Origin of the sequence: Vibrio sp. ZOR0018, assembly GCF_963865925.1 — a bacterium.
In the GTDB taxonomy this organism is placed as follows: domain Bacteria; phylum Pseudomonadota; class Gammaproteobacteria; order Enterobacterales; family Vibrionaceae; genus Vibrio; species Vibrio anguillarum.
Window position 1 is genome coordinate 94,991 of the sequence record NZ_CAWMCN010000073.1, and the last position, 18,922, is coordinate 113,912.

At 45.5% G+C, this 18,922-nt stretch carries 6 protein-coding genes; 3 read left to right on the forward strand and 3 right to left on the reverse strand.

Annotated elements, in window-relative coordinates:
• Positions 1-119: 119 nt before the first annotated feature.
• Both AACR75_RS03260 and AACR75_RS03265 read right to left on the reverse strand, forming a co-directional pair.
• Positions 120-1,856 (reverse strand): methyl-accepting chemotaxis protein, encoded by a 1,737-nt coding sequence (locus AACR75_RS03260; RefSeq protein WP_047688716.1) that lies wholly within the window; start codon positions 1,854-1,856, stop codon positions 120-122.
• 139 nt (positions 1,857-1,995) lie between these two features.
• The gene (locus tag AACR75_RS03265) at positions 1,996-5,964 is read right to left on the reverse strand and encodes a response regulator (protein ID WP_047688719.1); all 3,969 of its coding nucleotides are present in this window, start codon (positions 5,962-5,964) and stop codon (positions 1,996-1,998) included.
• Between the two features lie 123 nt (positions 5,965-6,087).
• Between AACR75_RS03265 and AACR75_RS03270 the strand changes: the two genes are divergently transcribed.
• The 3 genes from AACR75_RS03270 to AACR75_RS03280 all read left to right on the forward strand — a co-directional run bounded on the left by AACR75_RS03270 (position 6,088) and on the right by AACR75_RS03280 (position 9,283).
• The gene (locus AACR75_RS03270) at positions 6,088-7,182 is read left to right on the forward strand and encodes a response regulator (RefSeq protein ID WP_013868403.1); all 1,095 of its coding nucleotides are present in this window, start codon (positions 6,088-6,090) and stop codon (positions 7,180-7,182) included.
• Between the two features lie 42 nt (positions 7,183-7,224).
• Positions 7,225-7,674, forward strand: a complete 450-nt coding sequence (locus AACR75_RS03275; protein WP_047688721.1) for a GNAT family N-acetyltransferase — start codon at positions 7,225-7,227, stop codon at positions 7,672-7,674.
• Between the two features lie 280 nt (positions 7,675-7,954).
• Complete coding sequence (locus AACR75_RS03280) at positions 7,955-9,283, forward strand: anaerobic C4-dicarboxylate transporter (RefSeq protein WP_013868401.1); 1,329 nt, start codon at positions 7,955-7,957, stop codon at positions 9,281-9,283.
• 126 nt (positions 9,284-9,409) lie between these two features.
• On the opposite strand, the gene AACR75_RS03285 is transcribed toward AACR75_RS03280, so the two are convergent.
• A complete protein-coding gene (locus AACR75_RS03285; RefSeq protein ID WP_047688723.1) occupies positions 9,410-18,844 on the reverse strand; it encodes a retention module-containing protein in 9,435 nt (3,144 codons plus the stop codon).
• Positions 18,845-18,922: the final 78 nt, after the last annotated feature.

The window sequence follows — 18,922 nt, forward strand, 5'->3', positions numbered from 1 at the left end:
TACCTTGCGGTATTGCCGTGACCACTTAAGTGGGCATCATTCTGCAAATAAAAATTTTGCCGAAATAAAAGGCTCTCAATATAGAGAGCCTAAAAAATAGCAAGGAGAGGATATTAAATTTAAGTGCGGATGTGCTTAATCGCGCTGTTTAACTCATCGACATTACGTTGCAAATCAACAACGACAGGCCCGAGTTGATTGATGGCAACGTTCATATCACCCGAAAGGGCTTTAATGTTACTAAGATTGCTGGAAATTTCGTCGCTCACAGCCAATTGCTCTTCTGTCGCAGCCGATATCGACGTATTCAATTTATGGATCTCAATCGCCGATCCTTGGATGGTACCAAGCGCTTCGTTCGCCACCGACATATTAGAGCGCGTTGACTGCATTTTATCAGCACTCACCCGGATCGTTTTGGTCGATTGTTCTGCTTTCTCTTGCAGCATCGAAATCATGCTTTCGATCTCACCCGTCGATTGTTGAGTTCGTTGGGCAAGTGAGCGTACTTCATCCGCTACCACCGCAAAACCGCGACCTTGCTCACCCGCACGAGCAGCCTCTATCGCCGCGTTCAACGCCAGTAGGTTGGTTTGTTCAGCAATCGCTTTAATCACATCAAGCACATTACCAACGTTATTAGACTCATTCGCAAGTTGCTGGATGATCTCGGATGTTTTGGTAAATTCACCCTCTAATTCACCGAATTCATGGGTCGTTTTATCAAAGACCTGTTTACTGGTACTGGCTTCTTTTTCCGCGCTGCCCGCATACTCTTCTGCCATGGTGGTGCTTTCCGCCACGCTAGAGAGCGCCGATGTCATCTCTTCCATCGCCGTCGCCGCCATTTCAAGTTCTTGATTTTGCTGATTCGCCACTTTGACGTTTTGTTTGGTGACATCGCTTATCGTTTCAGAGATGGCCGAAATGGTGTGGTTTACCTGGTTTATTTTGCTAATGGTGGTGGCATAACTACCAAGCACCTTATTAATGGTGCCGCCGATTATACCCAGTTCGTTGTGACTGTTATCGTCAACTCGCAAAGTCAAATCAGAATTTTTGTCTACTTGTTGTAGCAATTTAGCCATGGTATCAATCGGCTTCACTACTTTTCGGTTAACAATGGCATACCCAATAATGGCAATAATAAAAACACTAATTAAGGAGATATTTCCAACCAATACCGTACTTTTTACTTTCTGCGCCGCATCCATGAATTGTTTATTGGTTCGATTTTCTAATTCAATAAAGAACTTATCGATCGGAGCCATGATTTTGGCTTTCTCTTGATGGTATTCATTACTGTGTAAGAGAGAAATCGCCATATTACGGTCTGGCTCTTTTCTAACGGTGTAGTTGCCATTGCTATCAGGATAAAGCCCCTTAACCGCATTCATCGCTTTGACTTCCATGTTCACTAAGCCATCTGAATTAGCTTGAGCTTCTTTGAGCAAACTAAACTCTTGCTGAGTAAAACCAAGATCCGTCATCATTTGGTTGAGAGAGATATTCTTACCGTCTGCTTTAGGCTTTTGTCCATATTGCAGCACAAGGTCCCAATATATCGTGTGGTAGTTCTGCGGGCGAGGTTTCTTACCATTACGAATATCAAGAATATCCATGTACATTTTTTCGTATTTTTCATCGCCACTGACCACATAAGTCCGGCCTAACCGAGTTAAGTCATCAGAGCTTTGACGAAGCTCATCGGCCGCTTGGTAAGATTGATAACGAACTTGAGCCATATTATCAACTTGTTGCATCAGCCCATTGAGCTGCAATACCGTCACAACACTAATGACAATACCAATACCGATGACAGCAAACACGAGCTTCATGGTGTTGTTGATATTCATAAAAGTATCCTTCTTCATTTATCAACGAAATTATTTCTGTTTATTCATTATTATTATTGCTTTTAGCATAGGATGAGAATGGCCAAAATGTCGAATTTTACGCCACAATTATTGCATCAATTTTAAGCACCATCATACTTCAACTTATTTTTTCAGTCGGTACTGGCAACTGAGCCAATACCTCTTTAGCCGCTTCAAAATCAAAATCTTCAATCGCATGCATCAAACTTTTCTTTTGCTCGTCAGACCATAAATTGCATTGTTTAATTTGGTGGATCATATGAATCGCATCAGCATCGTAGTTTTCAACACATTGCACTAATTGTTGGTAGAGCAACGCAATATCACGGTGCTCTTGCTGCGGATGTAATTGTGTCTGCTCCCAATCTCTTAGCTCATCCAACAAAGTAGACATCAACTTTGATACCGTGTTGAGATCTTGAATGGCGGGTTTCGTATGTCGCTGCACAACCCCTTCCATCTCGTTGGCTAGCTGCGCAATAGGCTCAATCCCTAGATTAGCCGCTGAACCTTTTAGGGTGTGCATCACTCGCTCTGCCTCTTCCCACAGCCCCTTATCAATCAATTTAGGGAATGCGGCTATTTCTTGCTGCTGGCTGGCAAGGAAGTGATCCAATATTTCAAAGTATCGCTGCGCATTGCCACCAATTCGGAAAATCGCTTGCTCCACATCAATACCCGTCAATTCTGGGTAGCCAGTGCTCGGTTTCACTTGATTCGGTAATACCGTAGAGGGTACTGGCGTGGTTTCATCCGCCTTTAAATATTTGCGTAGTACGTGGTACAAGCGCTGTACATCAATTGGCTTCGCCACATGATCATTCATACCTGCATTTAAACAGTGCTCGACATCTGAAGACATCGCATTGGCGGTCATTGCAACAATCGGTAGCGTTTTCCACTCCTCATGTTGGCGGATCTCTTTCGTCGCACTGATACCATCCATAATGGGCATCTGCATATCCATCAGCACTAAATCAAAAGCTTCTTGCTGCAATTTCGTCAAAGCTTCTTGTCCATTATTAGCAAGAACAATGCTCAATTGAGTACTTTCTAACAGGCCGAAAGCCACCTCCTGGTTCACTTCGTTATCTTCTACCAAAAGCACTTTTTGCCCAATAAATGTTGGCCTTGTATCATGATCAAGATACTCATGGCTCTGCCTTAATTGCTCGATGCCGTAGCTGTCCATAATGGCATCAAGGAGATTTGATGGGTTCACAGGTTTCACAATCAAGGCATCGACTAATTTACTGTTTTCTCCCACCAAGGAGATTTCTCGGCCGTAAGCCGTGACGAGGAATCGTTTGGTGTTATCAAAAACACCCAATGGTTTCATTCTCTGCAGCAACTCTATGCCATTCATACCCGGCATATTCCAATCAATAAACAGCATATCAAAATGCGTATTGCGGATTTCATCGAGCGCCTCAAAACCGTTACTGACTGACTTCGCTTCAAAATGCATCGCATTGAGCAAGGTCATTAAAATATTGCGTGCCGAGTCATTATCATCGACTACCAACGCACGTTTGCCTGCTAGAGCGCTGAGTGGCTTAGCGATATCGCGCATTTTGGCTTCTTGCAGCCCACACTCAACCGTGAATTCAAAGGTGGATCCTGACCCTTCTTCACTGTGAACTTGAATGTCGCCACCCATCAATCCGACTAGCTGTTTACTGATGCTAAGCCCCAAGCCCGTGCCTCCATATTGGCGAGTAATGCTATTATCAGCTTGAGAAAATGCAGAGAATAGAGTGGCTACGTTAGATTCAGCAATGCCAATACCTGTATCAGAAACGGTAAACGTCAAGGTCACGTTGGCGTCGTTTTGCCCCACGACTCGTGCCGAAACGATGATCTCCCCTCGTTCGGTAAATTTCACCGCATTGCCACATAAGTTAACGAGGACTTGCCCCAAACGCAGCGGGTCGCCCACCAAGCCCACTGGAATATGTGGATCGATATCTAATAAAAACTCGATGTTTTTCTCTTGGGCTTTTAGCGAAATCAAGGTGGTGAGGTTATCCAATACCTCATCAAGGCTAAAATCAATGTGCTCAACATTCAGCTTGCCCGCCTCTATTTTGGAAAAATCCAAAATGTCGTTAATGATGCCAAGCAAGTTTTTCGCCGATTCATTAATCCGTGAAATGTATTTTTGTTGCGTAGGATTGAGCTCGGTATTGAGTGCTAGATGGGCCATGCCCAAAATGGCATTCATTGGTGTACGGATCTCGTGGCTCATGTTCGCAAGGAAATCGCCTTTGGCTTGGCTCATGGCATCCGCGGTCTCTTTAGCTTCTCTTAATTGCTCTTCCATCTGCTTGCGATCGGTTAAATCAAGCAAAATTCCGACAATTCCAGAGACTTCACCGCGATTATTTTGGAAAGAAGCTTCGTATACCAACATCTCTCTTTTGTGGTGTGAAGCGTCATAGAGAGACAATTCGTAATCTTGCGAAGACTGCTCCTCTCCAAGCCTTTTATGTACTTGGGAAAAAATGGTCGCCGTTTCATTTTGAAAGATATCTTGCGGCGATTTACCGATAATTTGCTCGGCCGACAGGCCAACTAAATCCATAAACTTAGCGTTAATGGTGAGATACGTACCAGAGGCCGACAAGCAATACATGGGGTTCGGCGTCGCATCGAGGATCTCTTGATTCAGTTGAGATTGTTCGAGTACTTTCTGCTCGGCTCGTCGCTGAATTTCAATGTTTTGGCTCAATTGAATACTGACCGATAAGTCATCCAACATTTGCGATAACCACTGGAATTGCAAACTCGACAACGACCCGATAGTACCCAGCTCTAGTAAAGCGACAGGATGCTGATTGACGTGCAGCGGCAAATAATACACTTCGTTAATGACTAACTTGCCACCGTTAAATTCAATGTGACAGTTGCCATCGAGTGCTTTCATCGCATAGGGCTGACCGCTGAGCAACACGCTGAGCTGCGTCGATGATGGATCGGTGTATTCTCTGGCCGAATGCTCACCATAACCCACCCCAGCCACTCGTTTTAATACGCCCTCTTGATAGATGTACATGCCAACCATTTCCAAAGGAAATTGATGCAGTAAGAATTGCGTAACTTCATTACACAAACGGTCCGTAGAATCGTTTTTGCGCAGGATGATATTGAAATCTTTAAGCAAGGTATTTTGGCTAAGCTGCTCAGCGATATGATGAAACACCACATTCAAACTGTCGATAAAATGTTGCAGCTCTGCATAGGCGGTTTGAGTGATCGTAAAAGCGTAATCTTCCCGTTTGACTTGAGTCACAACCGTTTTGAGTAGCTGACTTAACGGATTGATGTAAAGACGCCACAGCAGAACAAAGGAGGCGATGATCACGCTGAGTAAAGTTAATACTAACGCCAAGTTTATCCATTCATAACGCAGCGCTTCGCTATCGGCACGTTGAATGTTTTGCTCCATGCGTTGCATGATCGATTGATGTGCAGAACCAATCGCCTGCATAATTTTCGCCTTTTCCGCGAAGTATTGGTCACCATAGAGAATAGCCCGAGCCAATTCCAGATCCGGCTCACCTGTGTCGACAAATTCGCCTTGGCTATTCTTTTTCCATCCTTTGATGGCCATGAAGGCTTCTCTTTCGAGTGACACCAGTGAATCAGACAAAGTAAGCGCATTTTTGAGCTCTAAAAACTCCACCGATTCAATGCCCGAAAGACGCATTCTATCGAGTAACGAAGGGTTGTCTGGTGCACCACCCAGTGAACGGGCAAGCAGTTTGTTTTGTGCAACGACATCCCAAAATTCGTACTCATTCCCTTTCGGTAAAGGCACAGAACCATTTCTGACGCTCAGCACATAGTTAAAAAGGTTGAGCCACTTTTCATCGCCCGTCGAAGCGTAGGCCCGGGCAAATTTGGTTAAGTGATCTGAACTCTGCTTCAACTCTTGTGACAGACGATAGAAACGGTAAAGTTCGTCGTTCAGTTGTCGGCTCTCAGTTCTCAGAGCGGCCACTTTGTCTGTGACACTAAACATCGCAATGGAACATAATCCCATAGCAATAAATAAGACGGTGAATAAAGTTCGGATGGATCGCATGTGAAGCGCCTTCTTAATAATTTTCTCACTCTACTAACGCTGAGATTAGCTATAGTTATTGATAAGTTTAGACTTAAACCCAACCTTCGCCGCTCAATTGCTATTTTTTATTAGGAAAGACTCATGCCCATCGAAAACTTGGACAATTGTACCGTGTTAATCGTCGATGATTCGCCAGATAACCTTGCATTTATGTCACAGGGGTTGGCTAACCGATATCATGTCAAGGCCGCTAAATCAGGCCCGATGGCGCTCAGTATCTTAGACAAGTTTTCTATTGACCTAGTGTTGCTCGATATTGTTATGCCGGAAATGTCAGGTTTTGAAGTCATACAAAAGATCATGGCAAACCCTAACACCCAAGACATCCCTGTGATTTTTCTGACCGCAAAAGATAACCCTGAAGATCAAAAACTGGGGTTTGAGTTAGGTGCGGTTGACTATGTATACAAACCCGTAAGCGTACCGTTGCTAAGAGCCAGAGTAGATACTCACCTGCAAAACAAAATTTCAAAAGACATACTGAAGAACCAAAATGGCTACTTGGAAAAAGAGGTGATCAAACGTTCAAATGAATTGGATAAAATGCAAGACGCGGTCGTGTATGCTCTCGCCAGCCTCGCTGAAACCAGAGACCCGGATACGGGTAACCATATCCTGCGAACACAACATTACGTCAAAGCGTTAGCCGAACAACTGGCTAAGTTGCCAAAATATCAACAAAAGCTAACGCCGAATGTTATTAATACCTACTTTAAAGCCGCCCCTTTACACGATATTGGTAAAGTGGGCATCGCCGATAACATACTATTAAAACCAGGAAAACTGGACAGTGATGAGTTTGAGATCATGAAAGGCCATGCCAGCTTAGGGCTACGTGCGCTAGAAAAAGCGGAAAAGATGTCAGGCGCGAAAAATGACCTTATCGATATGGCGAAAGAGATCGCCCATGGGCACCATGAAAAATGGGATGGCTCTGGCTATCCTAACGGTTTACAAGGTGATGCTATACCACTCAGCGCACGGTTAATGGCTGTCGCTGATGTTTATGACGCTCTGATTTGCCGACGCATCTATAAGGAGCCGATGCCTCACGCTGATGCGAAAGGGATTATTTTGGACGGAAGAGGAAGCCATTTTGACCCAGAAGTCATTGATGCCTTCTTGGCAATAGAAGAGCGCTTTATTTCGATTGCCCACGAATACGCCGACGATTGATATCTTGGTAAGCAACGTATTATTAAACAAAAAGATAAACGTATGAAGGTAACCTTTCGCCCCGCAAGTGACAGCGATTATCAATTTGCTTTTGATCTAAAAAAAGTCGCAGAAATGGATGCTATTACGGCGATATTTGGCTGGGATGAAGAGTTGCAGCAAGTGCTGCATCGCCAAGAATGGCATTCTGGTCTACCAACGATCATCTGCGCTGATGGCCAACCGATTGGCACTTATTTACTGCAGAGCAAGCATGAAACGCTCTACTTCTCACGCTTTTTTATTCTGCCAGATTTTCAAAATAGAGGGGTGGGTAGCCAAGTGTTACAACTGGTCGTCAACCAAGCCAATCTGACTCAATACCCATGTAAGCTCTGTTATTTGCAAGGTAGCCCGGTCGGTGCTTTGTATCAGCGATTTGGGTTTACGCACTACCAAATGGACGATGAGTTTTCTCATATGCATTTCATTCCAACGCCCAAAGGCCAATAGCTCAGTACCCTTTGTGCTATCTTAAATTAAGGTTAGCGATCGGCAAACAGCTTACGCGGCGAGAAAATAAGCTTCATCATTAACGCCAACCCACCTGTAGCACAACAAAATGGTTACATTTGTTTATTCATATTCATTACTTATTGAATAAAATGCGTGAGCAATCTCTGATTAATGTCGTTTCATTTATAGGGTAAATGGTTGTGTGAACAAGGTTTCATCTTTTTTTAACGTTACGTTAGACAATATTTTCATTAACACCTTTGGATAGGAAACAGATATGTTGTATTTGGAATTTTTATTCCTGCTATTAATGCTCTATATAGGCTCACGCTACGGTGGTATTGGCCTTGGTGTGGTTTCTGGTATTGGCTTGGTCATTGAAGTTTTTGTCTTCAAAATGCCACCCACATCACCACCGATCACCGTCATGTTGATCATTCTTGCCGTTGTCACCTGTGCTTCAATACTCGAAGCGGCTGGCGGATTGAAATACATGCTGCAAGTGGCAGAACGTTTACTGCGTAAGAACCCGAAAAATGTCACTTTGATTGCACCGTTCGTCACTTACGCAATGACGTTTATGCTGGGTACTGGCCATGCGGTATATTCCATCATGCCGATCATTGGTGATGTGGCATTGAAAAATGGGATCCGTCCTGAACGTCCAATGGCTGCGTCTTCTGTTGCTTCGCAAATCGCGATTACCGCTTCCCCAATCTCAGCGGCCGTTGTCTACTACCTTGCTCAATTGTCGAATATTCAACACGAGATCACCTTACTCTCTATTTTGCTGGTCACTGTACCTGCGACCTTATTCGGTACGCTGTTGATGTCTTTGTACAGCTTGCGCCGCGGGAAAGAACTAGATGATGATCCTGAGTATCAAGAACGTCTGCAAGATCCAGTGTGGAAAGAGAAAATCCTAAACACAACCGCGACAACGCTGAATGAAACGTTACCCGCGGCAGCGCGTAATTCTGTGTTGATTTTCATTGGTGCGATATTAACCATAGTCGTGCTAGCGATGGTGCCAGAAACACGCACTATTGTTGAAGGCAGTAAACCGATCAGTATGGCGGTGGTTATTCAGATGATGATGCTCTGCTTTGGCGGTATCATTTTACTGGCAACCAAAACCGACCCACGAGATGTACCAAACGGTGTGGTATTCAAATCAGGTATGGTAGCGGCAATTGCCATCTTCGGTATAGCTTGGATGTCGGATACCTATTTCCAATACGCGATGCCGCAGTTTAAATCAGGCATTGTTGAGATGGTTACCGACCATCACTGGACCTTCGCGCTTGCACTATTCATTGTTTCTGTTGTGGTGAACTCACAAGCCGCAGTAGCGGTGATGATGTTACCTGTAGGCCTCGGGCTAGGTTTAGAACCTGCGCTACTGGTGGGATTAATGCCCGCACTGTACGGATACTTCTTCATTCCAAACTATCCGTCAGATATTGCAACGGTCAACTTTGATACCACAGGAACCACCAAAATCGGTAAGTATTACTTCAACCACTCGTTCATGTCCGTCGGTTTAATTGGCGTCGTGAGTGCGTGCTGTTTAGGTTATGTGCTGAGCCAAATCATCATTGGTTAACCCACTGTAAATGCCCCAGACTGATACAGCGCTGGGGTGTGTTTACTGCTAAATAAAAAAGTGCACCCAACTGAGCCTGAAGCCGTTGGGTGCACTTTTTCTTTATTTAACTGCCCTTTTCTTTATTTAAACGTCATGCTTGATAATGTTGTTGTCCAATAAGAAGCCAACAATGTCAATCGACGCCATGCCATCAAAATTGAATTGGCTGGCAAGATCTTGCACCACAATGGTTTGATGTACGTTATTGTCCGTCAGAATTTCCAATTCCACATCCGTCGTGTTGGTCATCACTTTCGCTTCTATCTGATGAGATGTGTGTAGCGAAACGAGCAGTTGATCCATGGGTAAATGTAAATCGGCCACAACATCAGTGAGATCGATCACATCACCTTCACCAGCGTTGAAATCAGTGATAGTGTCGGTTTGCTCATCAACAGTATCGAGCGTCCATTTAAATATGTCAGCGCCACTTCCCCCGGTTAAGATGTCGGCACCAAGCCCGCCAATCAAGGTATCATTTCCGCCACCACCCACTAAGGAATCATCACCATCGCCACCTTCAAGGTGATCATGACCACTGCCTCCTAGCAACTGCGCCCCAACATTACCGGCGAGCAATTGCGCATCATCCCCGTTCGTTGATTGATCAATCGTGCTGCCGTCAGGCAATACTTCAATCGCAATATCAATTGATGCAGAAGCTGCACGGCTACCATCCGTTTCTGTTGAGATAGCCGCTACCGACAGAGTGTGTTGCCCTAAATCGAGCCCGCTAACCTGTAATCCGTCGATAGCATCAGCGGAAACAATCCACACTCCGTTTTGCTCAGTCACGCTGCCCGAGCTACTGGAAAGCGTAGCGCCACTTGGCAGACTGTCGATCTCCAATGACAACACTTCATGGCTATCCGTTAATGCCGCGATTACCCCCAGCAATGCAATACCTTGAGCGCTGATACTTTGGCTAACATACGTCTGCTTCATATAATTAAAGCTCGGATCAAGGGTTAATATCGGCGTATTGGCTTTGGGCGTCACCGCAATACTGACGGTTTCTGTCTCTTCTAACGCCATACCAGAAACATTGTCGGCATAAACACCACCATCATTGGCCTTAATTGTCAGATCAATATGGTCACTACCAATCGCGGTGGCATCAACAAAAACGCCACTGGCGGGATCGCTGCTATTAAGTAGTGCGTTGATATCCGATAACGTGCCTTGTAGGACGAGTTCTCCAGCCAAATTGGTGCTCTGCGTGACAGAACTTAACGCGGGGATCACGGCACTGAGCAAACCTTCGCTCACGCTCAAAATCACCGTCATGGGGTCGTTGGCATGTGAGCCTGCATAATCGACATCACTCACACTCAAGCCGGTAACTTTTTGCCCCGCCTCTTCATTAATCGTTGTGGTGACCGTAGCACTATCAATGGTGGGCGCATCATTGACCGCCTGAACATCAACTGAAACAGTAAACTCACGCGCAGGCCCCAAATGTTCAGTACCGTCCAGCCCTGTATCGACCGACTGTACTTTAATCGTCAGATCTCCCGCCCAAGTGTCCTTATGCCAATCACCAGAATTAAAAATCAGTTTATCTAAGCTTTGCGCATCGGCATTCAACAGCCATACTCCACCACCGATGTAAGTCCCCAGCGTGCCATCAGGCAATGCAATACTTGCTCCATCTGGCACCCCGGAAACTTCAATTCTCAACGTTTCTGGTGAGTTTTCACTATGGTTCGTACCAGCTGCAATGGAATCGGCTTTATCGATAATTTGCGCGTTGATATCAATTTCAATGTCAACGCCTTCATCGCCAGCGCCGTTAGTCACTGGTTCAACATCCACCACATCCCCAACGGGCGCAATATCCAATCTAAAGCTGCCGTTATGCTCTACAGGCACACCAAGCAAGGATTCTTGGGTAAAGACCTTGATGCCGATTTCCACTTCGCCACTAAAGTTCTTCGCAGGTTTCATCGCAATATCGGATAAATTGATCGAGGTTTGTGCTGGGTTGTTAATCTGAATGCTCCACTCACCACCACCATTATTTTTCACGGTATAGTCAGAAGAGAGAGAACTCACGACAAAATCCGTCGGCACCCCAGTAAGCTTGATCGACACAAATACCTCAGAGCCATCTGTATCGGTCAGATCAACGGTAAATTCAGAACCCGGTTTAGAAAGGACAATCCACTCATCTTCCAGACCGCTCACTTCAATATTGCTGCTACCACCACTGGAAATAATGACGTCGTCTACCACTGGCGTCACATCAAAACTTACTTGTGTGGTAAATGGTTTATCAGCATCAGTATTAGCCACACCCAACGCATTGGCATTGGTATCATCAAATTGCGTGATATCAGTCACTTTCCCCGCCACGGTAATGTTGACGGTATTATCATCATCGCCAGTCGGATAATTGGGTGCGGGTTTGAAATAAACATTGTCTAATGCCGCAGGTAGCTGAGGCTGACTAAAAGTGATACTGGTACCGAGATCATTGCCTTGCGCATCAACAAAGGTTCCGATATTGGTTCCTTGTAGGGTTAAGGTGACTTCGCTCAGCACCTCTTGTCCTTCCGTAGCGCTATTGCGAATATCAGCAAGGTCAATGTCGAGCGAAAGATGAATAATACCATCTTCATACCCGGTGCCGTCATTGGTCGGAACGTCGGACGAGCTTGAAGTCGGCTGATGATTTGCATCTAACCCAAGCGAACCTTCTACAGTCAATGTCGCTTTAGGGGTAATGTCATCATCTTGCGGTTGATGCGTTCCGGGAACATCGGCCACAGGAGAAACTGCCACTGGGATTTGCGTACTGAAGGTTTTTTCATCACCAGAAGCCGTGTCTGTCGTCACAAAAGTAATCGGCAAATTAAAGTCGCCCGCGTAATCTTCAGGTAGATGCAGATGCAGATTTTCTAACCCTGAAATCGAGCCATCGGTATTCACGGTACCTTTGTATACATACAAGCCATCAACGAAATCAAAATGACCACCAGATAAACTTGCGCCAACTGGCAGCACACTTTGCGCGATGACAATACTGAGCTCATCTTCTACACCATCAAAACCTGAAGCGCTCACCATCAATTTATCTTGAATTTGCTGACCTAAGTTAATGGCGTTATCTTCGACGCCTAATACAATATCATCCGCATTGCCAACTAAAGTAATGTCAGCCGCTACCGTGTTGTTGCCCGTAGCCGTGAGCGGAAATTGTAAGGTGAGCTCTGATTGCACTTGTTGAACCACTTTGGCTTCAGAGCTATCTTCCCCTTGGTCATACACTTGGGCAAAAATGGTCACAGTGATGTCGTTATAACCATCACCATCAGGATCGTTACCACTACTCAATGTCAGGCCATTCGGCGCTTTTACACTGAAATTCTGCTCATCAACAATGGTCCATGAGCCATCCCCATTATTAATTGCACCAGTAATCAGTAGTTGATCAAGTACCTGTGGCGTAATATTGCTAAAACGCACCACCAGTTGGTCGACCACTTCTAATGATTGGTAACCTTCTGTCGATTGAGTGTCTGCATTATCAAAGCGTATAACGTTCGCATTAGGCTCGCCGCCGGCCGCATCATTAATAGTAAAGTAAATAGCACCAGAGGCATCTGCGACAGCTTTATTTGTGACTACGCCGTTGTCTTCAACACGCAGTTGTCCATCAGCTTCAACTATCGGCCTTACCGTAACATCAACAGAGCCATGAATGACTTTCGAAGCAATACCTTCGCCAGAATTGATTGCATCGACGTATTCGCTGTCTTGCTCTTTAACCACAATCTCAGTGCTCAAGGTAAAATCAGTACTGGAGTGCTCTGGTGGCCGAACTTGAACGTAACCAGTTGTCAGCACTTGCGCTGAGAAATCTTGCTCGCTCTGTCCCAGTGCGGGGGTCAAAATGAGCTTGCCGTCACTGTCTAAGGCCGTGACAACACCATCGACGTAAATAGTACTACCAGCTGGGAAGCCAGAAAGTGTAACAGAGGCAAAATATTCATCAGCATCAAGATGTTGTTCCTCTTCTGGCTGCCAATGAATATTAATGCGGCTGTCCTCGTTACCAAGCGAGTGTGATTGATAGTTGTCAACAACATCAATCACCGGTGCCACTTTAATGCGAATTTCCGACTCAATTTGACGCGTATGTCCATCATTTTCAGTAACGATGGTGGTCATTTTGATGTTGATGTTTTCGGTCGATGAATGAGATGGCTCAACTCGAATACCTGAATCAACCTGCGCTGAAGTTAGATTCGCCTGATAAATAGGTTGCTGCGCAGTATCGTAACCAACAAATACCAAGTTAATCACGCTACCAACACTGTCATACAGTTTGACACCATCTGGAATGTTCGACAGCAAAACGGTGATCGACTCAGAGCTGTCCGCTGGATTATCCGCAAGCTCACCGGATAACACACTAAAGCCAAAGCCAACGGATTGATTTTCATCAATCGTCGTTTCAATCACTTGCAGACCATTTTCACTAAATTCATTCCAAGTGTTAGTACTGTTTGAGTGAAAATCAATGGTTGGAATATCTGCTACGCCCTTAACTGAAACATTAACCGTCTTAGCACCTAACGAGATTTCATCTGTCACCGCACCCGTAGAAAGATTGACCATATCTTTAATAATCCCTTCAACAGAGAAGGTAAAATCAGCGTTGCTATGCAATGGGGGTAGCACTTCAACTTGGTCAAGATATTGTTCAGGAACTTCATAATAAGTATGACCATTGGCATCGGTTATTTGTGATATTTCGCTGGCTCCGGCTCCCAACCAAATCAGTGTGACACCTGTTTCTGAAAAATCAGAAAGACGCACATAGAGTGTTTCTGAACCATCAGAATCAACGGATCCCGCCATCGTAATGACTTCACTTAATAACAAGGGATCGTGATCTGTGGTGGGGTCAACGGTATTTTGCGTAGCGGCATTATCTTCAAAAACATTGACTCGATTGACAGAGAAGCTGCCCATGTCGGCAACAGGGCTAACATCTATCACGATTTCTTTCGTTTCTGATCGGGCGCTCTCTTTACCAACGTGAGCGTTAGTTTGCTCGGTCGTGATCGCTGTAATATCAAGTTTGATCTGACCACTGAAATTATCATTAGGGTCAACTTGTACTTGGTTAATGTTACTCGCGCTAACAAGATAATAGTGACCTGAAGCATCCGAGCTCATTCCAACCGGCGTACCATCTGCGTAGACTAGTTGCGCCTCACCTTCACCTTGAGTAAAGCGGATCTCATACAGGATTATTTCGGGGGTACTGTTATCTTGTGTCTGCGCTAAAACATCGAGAGTAATATTGTCACTATCTTCTACTGCATCATAATGAAATTGGCTGCTTGAGGTCCAAGTCGCAATATCGGCCACACTTTCCACCTCAATGCGCAATTTCCCGTTCACATTATGATCGTGCAGGCCATTATTCAAAACCTGCACAGTAATATTGAGTTGGAAGCCACCATTAGCGCTGGCATAGTGACGGTCAGGCACAAAATACAAGTTTTCAATCTTAGCAACACTGCCTGTTAAGCTTTGCTCCACCGCGTCTGCGGGCAAAACAAATCGTCCACTGACTAGCTCTAATTTGACATAAACATCCGAACTATTGAGATAGTAAAAATCGCCATGCGCGTTGCTGGCCGTGATTTTTACATCACCAATCGATTCATTGCGATCCAAATCATAAAGATTGATCTGCAAATCCACTTTAAGCGGTGAAGTATTTAAGCCGGATTGGTTATCTTGGCTATTAGTGATTTGATTGGGGTCGTTAAACAAAATAGTGACACCATCGCGTCCAGCATCTTCAGCGCCAATAACATTAGCAACTGTGATAGTGGCATTTCTATCAAGAATATTGATGTTCAACTGTTCGGTTGAGGCATCACCATCAAAATCTTGTGCAGTGACATCGACAGTAAATGAAATGGTCGGATCATCACCATGTTCAAGGCTAGCAACTGGTTTAAATGTCGCGTTACCGTTAGGCGTTATCGTCAGTGTGCCTAAATCACGCTCAACACCATTTTTTATTTCGACAACCGTGACCGTTTTTGTGATGCCGTTAAGTTCAATTTCATTAGCTAAGCTTGCGCCATTGCCATCCCTAAATTGAATATCACGACCCGCTTCATCAATGGCCACAAATTTAGTGATCGCACCATGATCTGCACCTTGAGTATCCGGTGAGGTATTGTTGTCTTGGCTAAATAAATTGACTGTTTTTATCGCCGTATTTTCAACACTAGTGATGCTTTTATCATGCAAAGTTGGAATATCATCAACAATCGATATTGGCAAACTCGCTGAGGCTGAAACATCGCCATCTCTATCAGTTGCGGTAATCGGAAGATCTAAAATATAACTATTTTCACCATTACCCGTCGGGTGGTCGATGGCTTTAAGCAGTTCAAATTGGTAACTATCGGCCGAGCCATTTAACGTGAGACGAAAAACCACATCCGTCGTATTCTTAATCACCGCCTCATAAACAGTGACACCATTACTGCTTGAAATTTGGATGATCTCTATCTCTTGACCACCAGACGTTAAATTCTCGACAGGCGTGGTGAGATCAGACACTTGATAACTGACAATACCATCGGCCCCGTCAATCACATCAAAGTGCCCAGCAATAACGGTGCTGTCTGAACGATCAGAACCGATCGTGGCTAAGTCATCTTCATCCACGCTCTGTTCGCTACCGGTGCGAATGCCGACAATCGTTGGCTTGTCATCCACAATAGTGACAGGCAGTAGAATGTCAGAGGCGTCGCCATCATAGTCCGTCGCCACCACTTTGAAATTCACCAGTCGCTCATCGCTGCCTGCGGCGTGATCAATCGGACCTTGCAAAGTAAAACGGTAACTGCCATCCGCATTGAGCACTAAGCTAAACACCGCATTGCCACTGGGTGTGGTGCTGGCTTGGTAGTGGTAGTTACCATTGACATCGATTGTCGCCGCGCCCAAGATCACCGCTTCGCCTTGCGAGGTTAAGCCCGCAAGCGGGTTACTGCTGGTATCCAACTGATAGCTCACCACCTTATCGGCGCTTTGAGTGGTAAACATTCCCTCAGCGAACAGCGGCTCTTTGCTACTGTCTGAGCCTGACGTTAAATCGTCTTCGTCAACGCTGAGCGCTTGCACGCCGGTGATGATTGGCTGATCATCATGGATGGTGACGGGCAGCAGAATGTTGGCGCTGTCGCCATCATAATCGGTTGTCACTACCTTGAAATTTACCAGCAGCTCATCGCTCCCCTGCGAATGGTCAATCGGACCTTGCAGGGTAAAACGATAGCTACCATCCGCATTGAGCACCAAACTAAACACTGCATTGCCGCTCGGTGCAGCGCTAGCTTGATAGTGGTAGTTGCCGTCGGCATCGATTGTCGCCGCGCCCAAACTCACCGCTTCACCTTGCGAAGTTAGACCTGCAAGCGGGTTACTGCTGGTATCCAACTGATAGCTCACCACCTTATCCGCGCTTTGAGTAGTAAAAACTCCCTCGGCAAACAACGGCTCTTTGCTGCTGTCTGAGCCTGACGCTAAATCGTCTTCGTCAACGCTGAGCGCTTGCACACCCGCGATGATTGGCTGATCATCATGAATGGTGACAGGCAGCAGAATGTTGGCGCTGTCGCCATCATAGTCGGTTGCAACCACCTTGAAATTCACCAGTAGCTCATCGCTCCCCTGCGCATGGTCAATTGGCCCTTGTAGGGTAAAACGATAACTGCCATCTGCGTTAAGCACTAAGCTAAATACCGTCTGACCGCTTGGGGTAGTACTTGCTTGATAGAGGTAGTTACCGTTGGCGTCAACTGTCGCCGCGCCCAATACCACACTTTCACCTTGCGAGGTTAACCCAGCGATGGGGTTGATGCTGGTATCAAGCTGATAACTCACTACCGTATCGGCCCCTTGGGTAGTGGTGAAATAGCCTTCGGCGAACAACGGCTCTTTGCTGCTGTCTGAGCCTGACGCTAAATCGTCTTCGTCAACGCTGAGCGCATCCACACCAATGATTTCAGGTTTATCGTCAATAATGTTGATTGGTAAACGCACACTTTCAGAGCTATCACCATCATAATCGGTTGCCAATACCGAAAGGTTGAGTAATAACTCATCACTATTGGCTGGATGATCCAGCGCGCCTTGTAACGTAAACTGGTAACGACCGTCTGGGTTTAATATCAACTCAAAAATAGGCTGGCCATTGGCGCTCGCCTGATAGGTATAAACCCCGTTCAATGACGAGGAAGAGGCCAATTGTACCGCGACACCAGCCGAGGTTAACCCCGCCAACGGATTAGCACTTAAATCCAACTGATAGCTTTCAATTTGATCAGAACCCAATTGAGTATCAAACTGTCCTGAAACGGTAATCGTCTGTGAAGCACTGGCATCCGAACCGATATTTGCCAAATTATCCTCATAAACGGACGTCGACGGTTCATCGGACATAACAGGGTTATTACCATCACCAATACTGATTGCGATAGAAATCGGCGAGCGAATAGGATTTCCACCCGCATCAGAACCGGTTACATCAAATTGAATCGCAATTTGATCATTGGCAAAAGAAACTAAGCCACCTCCCACGGAGGGAACATGGTCAATCGGTTGACTAATGGTCGTCACTATCTCTAAGTTGATGTCTTTACCGACAGACGTCGCCACTAAATCAATCCGTAGCACTTCACTGCCGTCAAGTTCACCGACAATATGGTTAGCCGTAGCATCATAACGAAAGCTTACCGCTCGCCCAGCCGAAGTAATATCGCTATTCAGCTCTGACAATAGCGCAGCTAATGAAAGGGATTCAGGGACAAAAGAGGCGGCATCCAGTGGCAGATCTCCCGCCACGATTAAAACATTTGCCGTCACTGATTGTGGATACGAACTTAGTGAGAGCGAACCTTCAACTAATGCCGCTGATAATGATTCACCCCCAGCGGTAAAACGCAACGGACTCAAATTCGTTTCAGTCAATGATTGCTGAGCATCACGCCCTGCAGTTTCGAAAAACGTACTCGCCAATACTTCTGCAAAATTGTAATCAATGGTGATGAAGCCAGCATTTGCAGAGCCTTCACCACCTGCTCCGGCGGCGGTTGCTTCAAGTATTTGGGTCGGGTCTTGGCCATCTAAAATGGCTTGTTGGATGGCAGCAATATTATCTGCGTCAAAACTCACCTCGTCTAATAAGCTCAGATCAGCGTTGATCTCGCCTTCAATCGGAAATTGAACTAAGTCAACTGAGCTCTCAGAATCTGGTGACGCATTGCTAAAACAAGTAATACAATTCTGATCGACTACGGTCGCTTGGCCATTAAGCAGTATCGTCACCGACGAATGATTCACTGTGATTAAGATTTCATCTTTATTTAATTGATCACCCGCGCTTACTTTACGCGCATTACCTTTGGCATCCGCTGCGATAACATCACCAACCACTTCTTGTACTGACGCAGGCTGAACAACCACTTGTAAATCCATAAGGCCCCCAAATACTTCTCGACGATGAGATAGATGAAAAAACGATCAGTAAACTAATTGTTAGTTTAGTCGCAATTG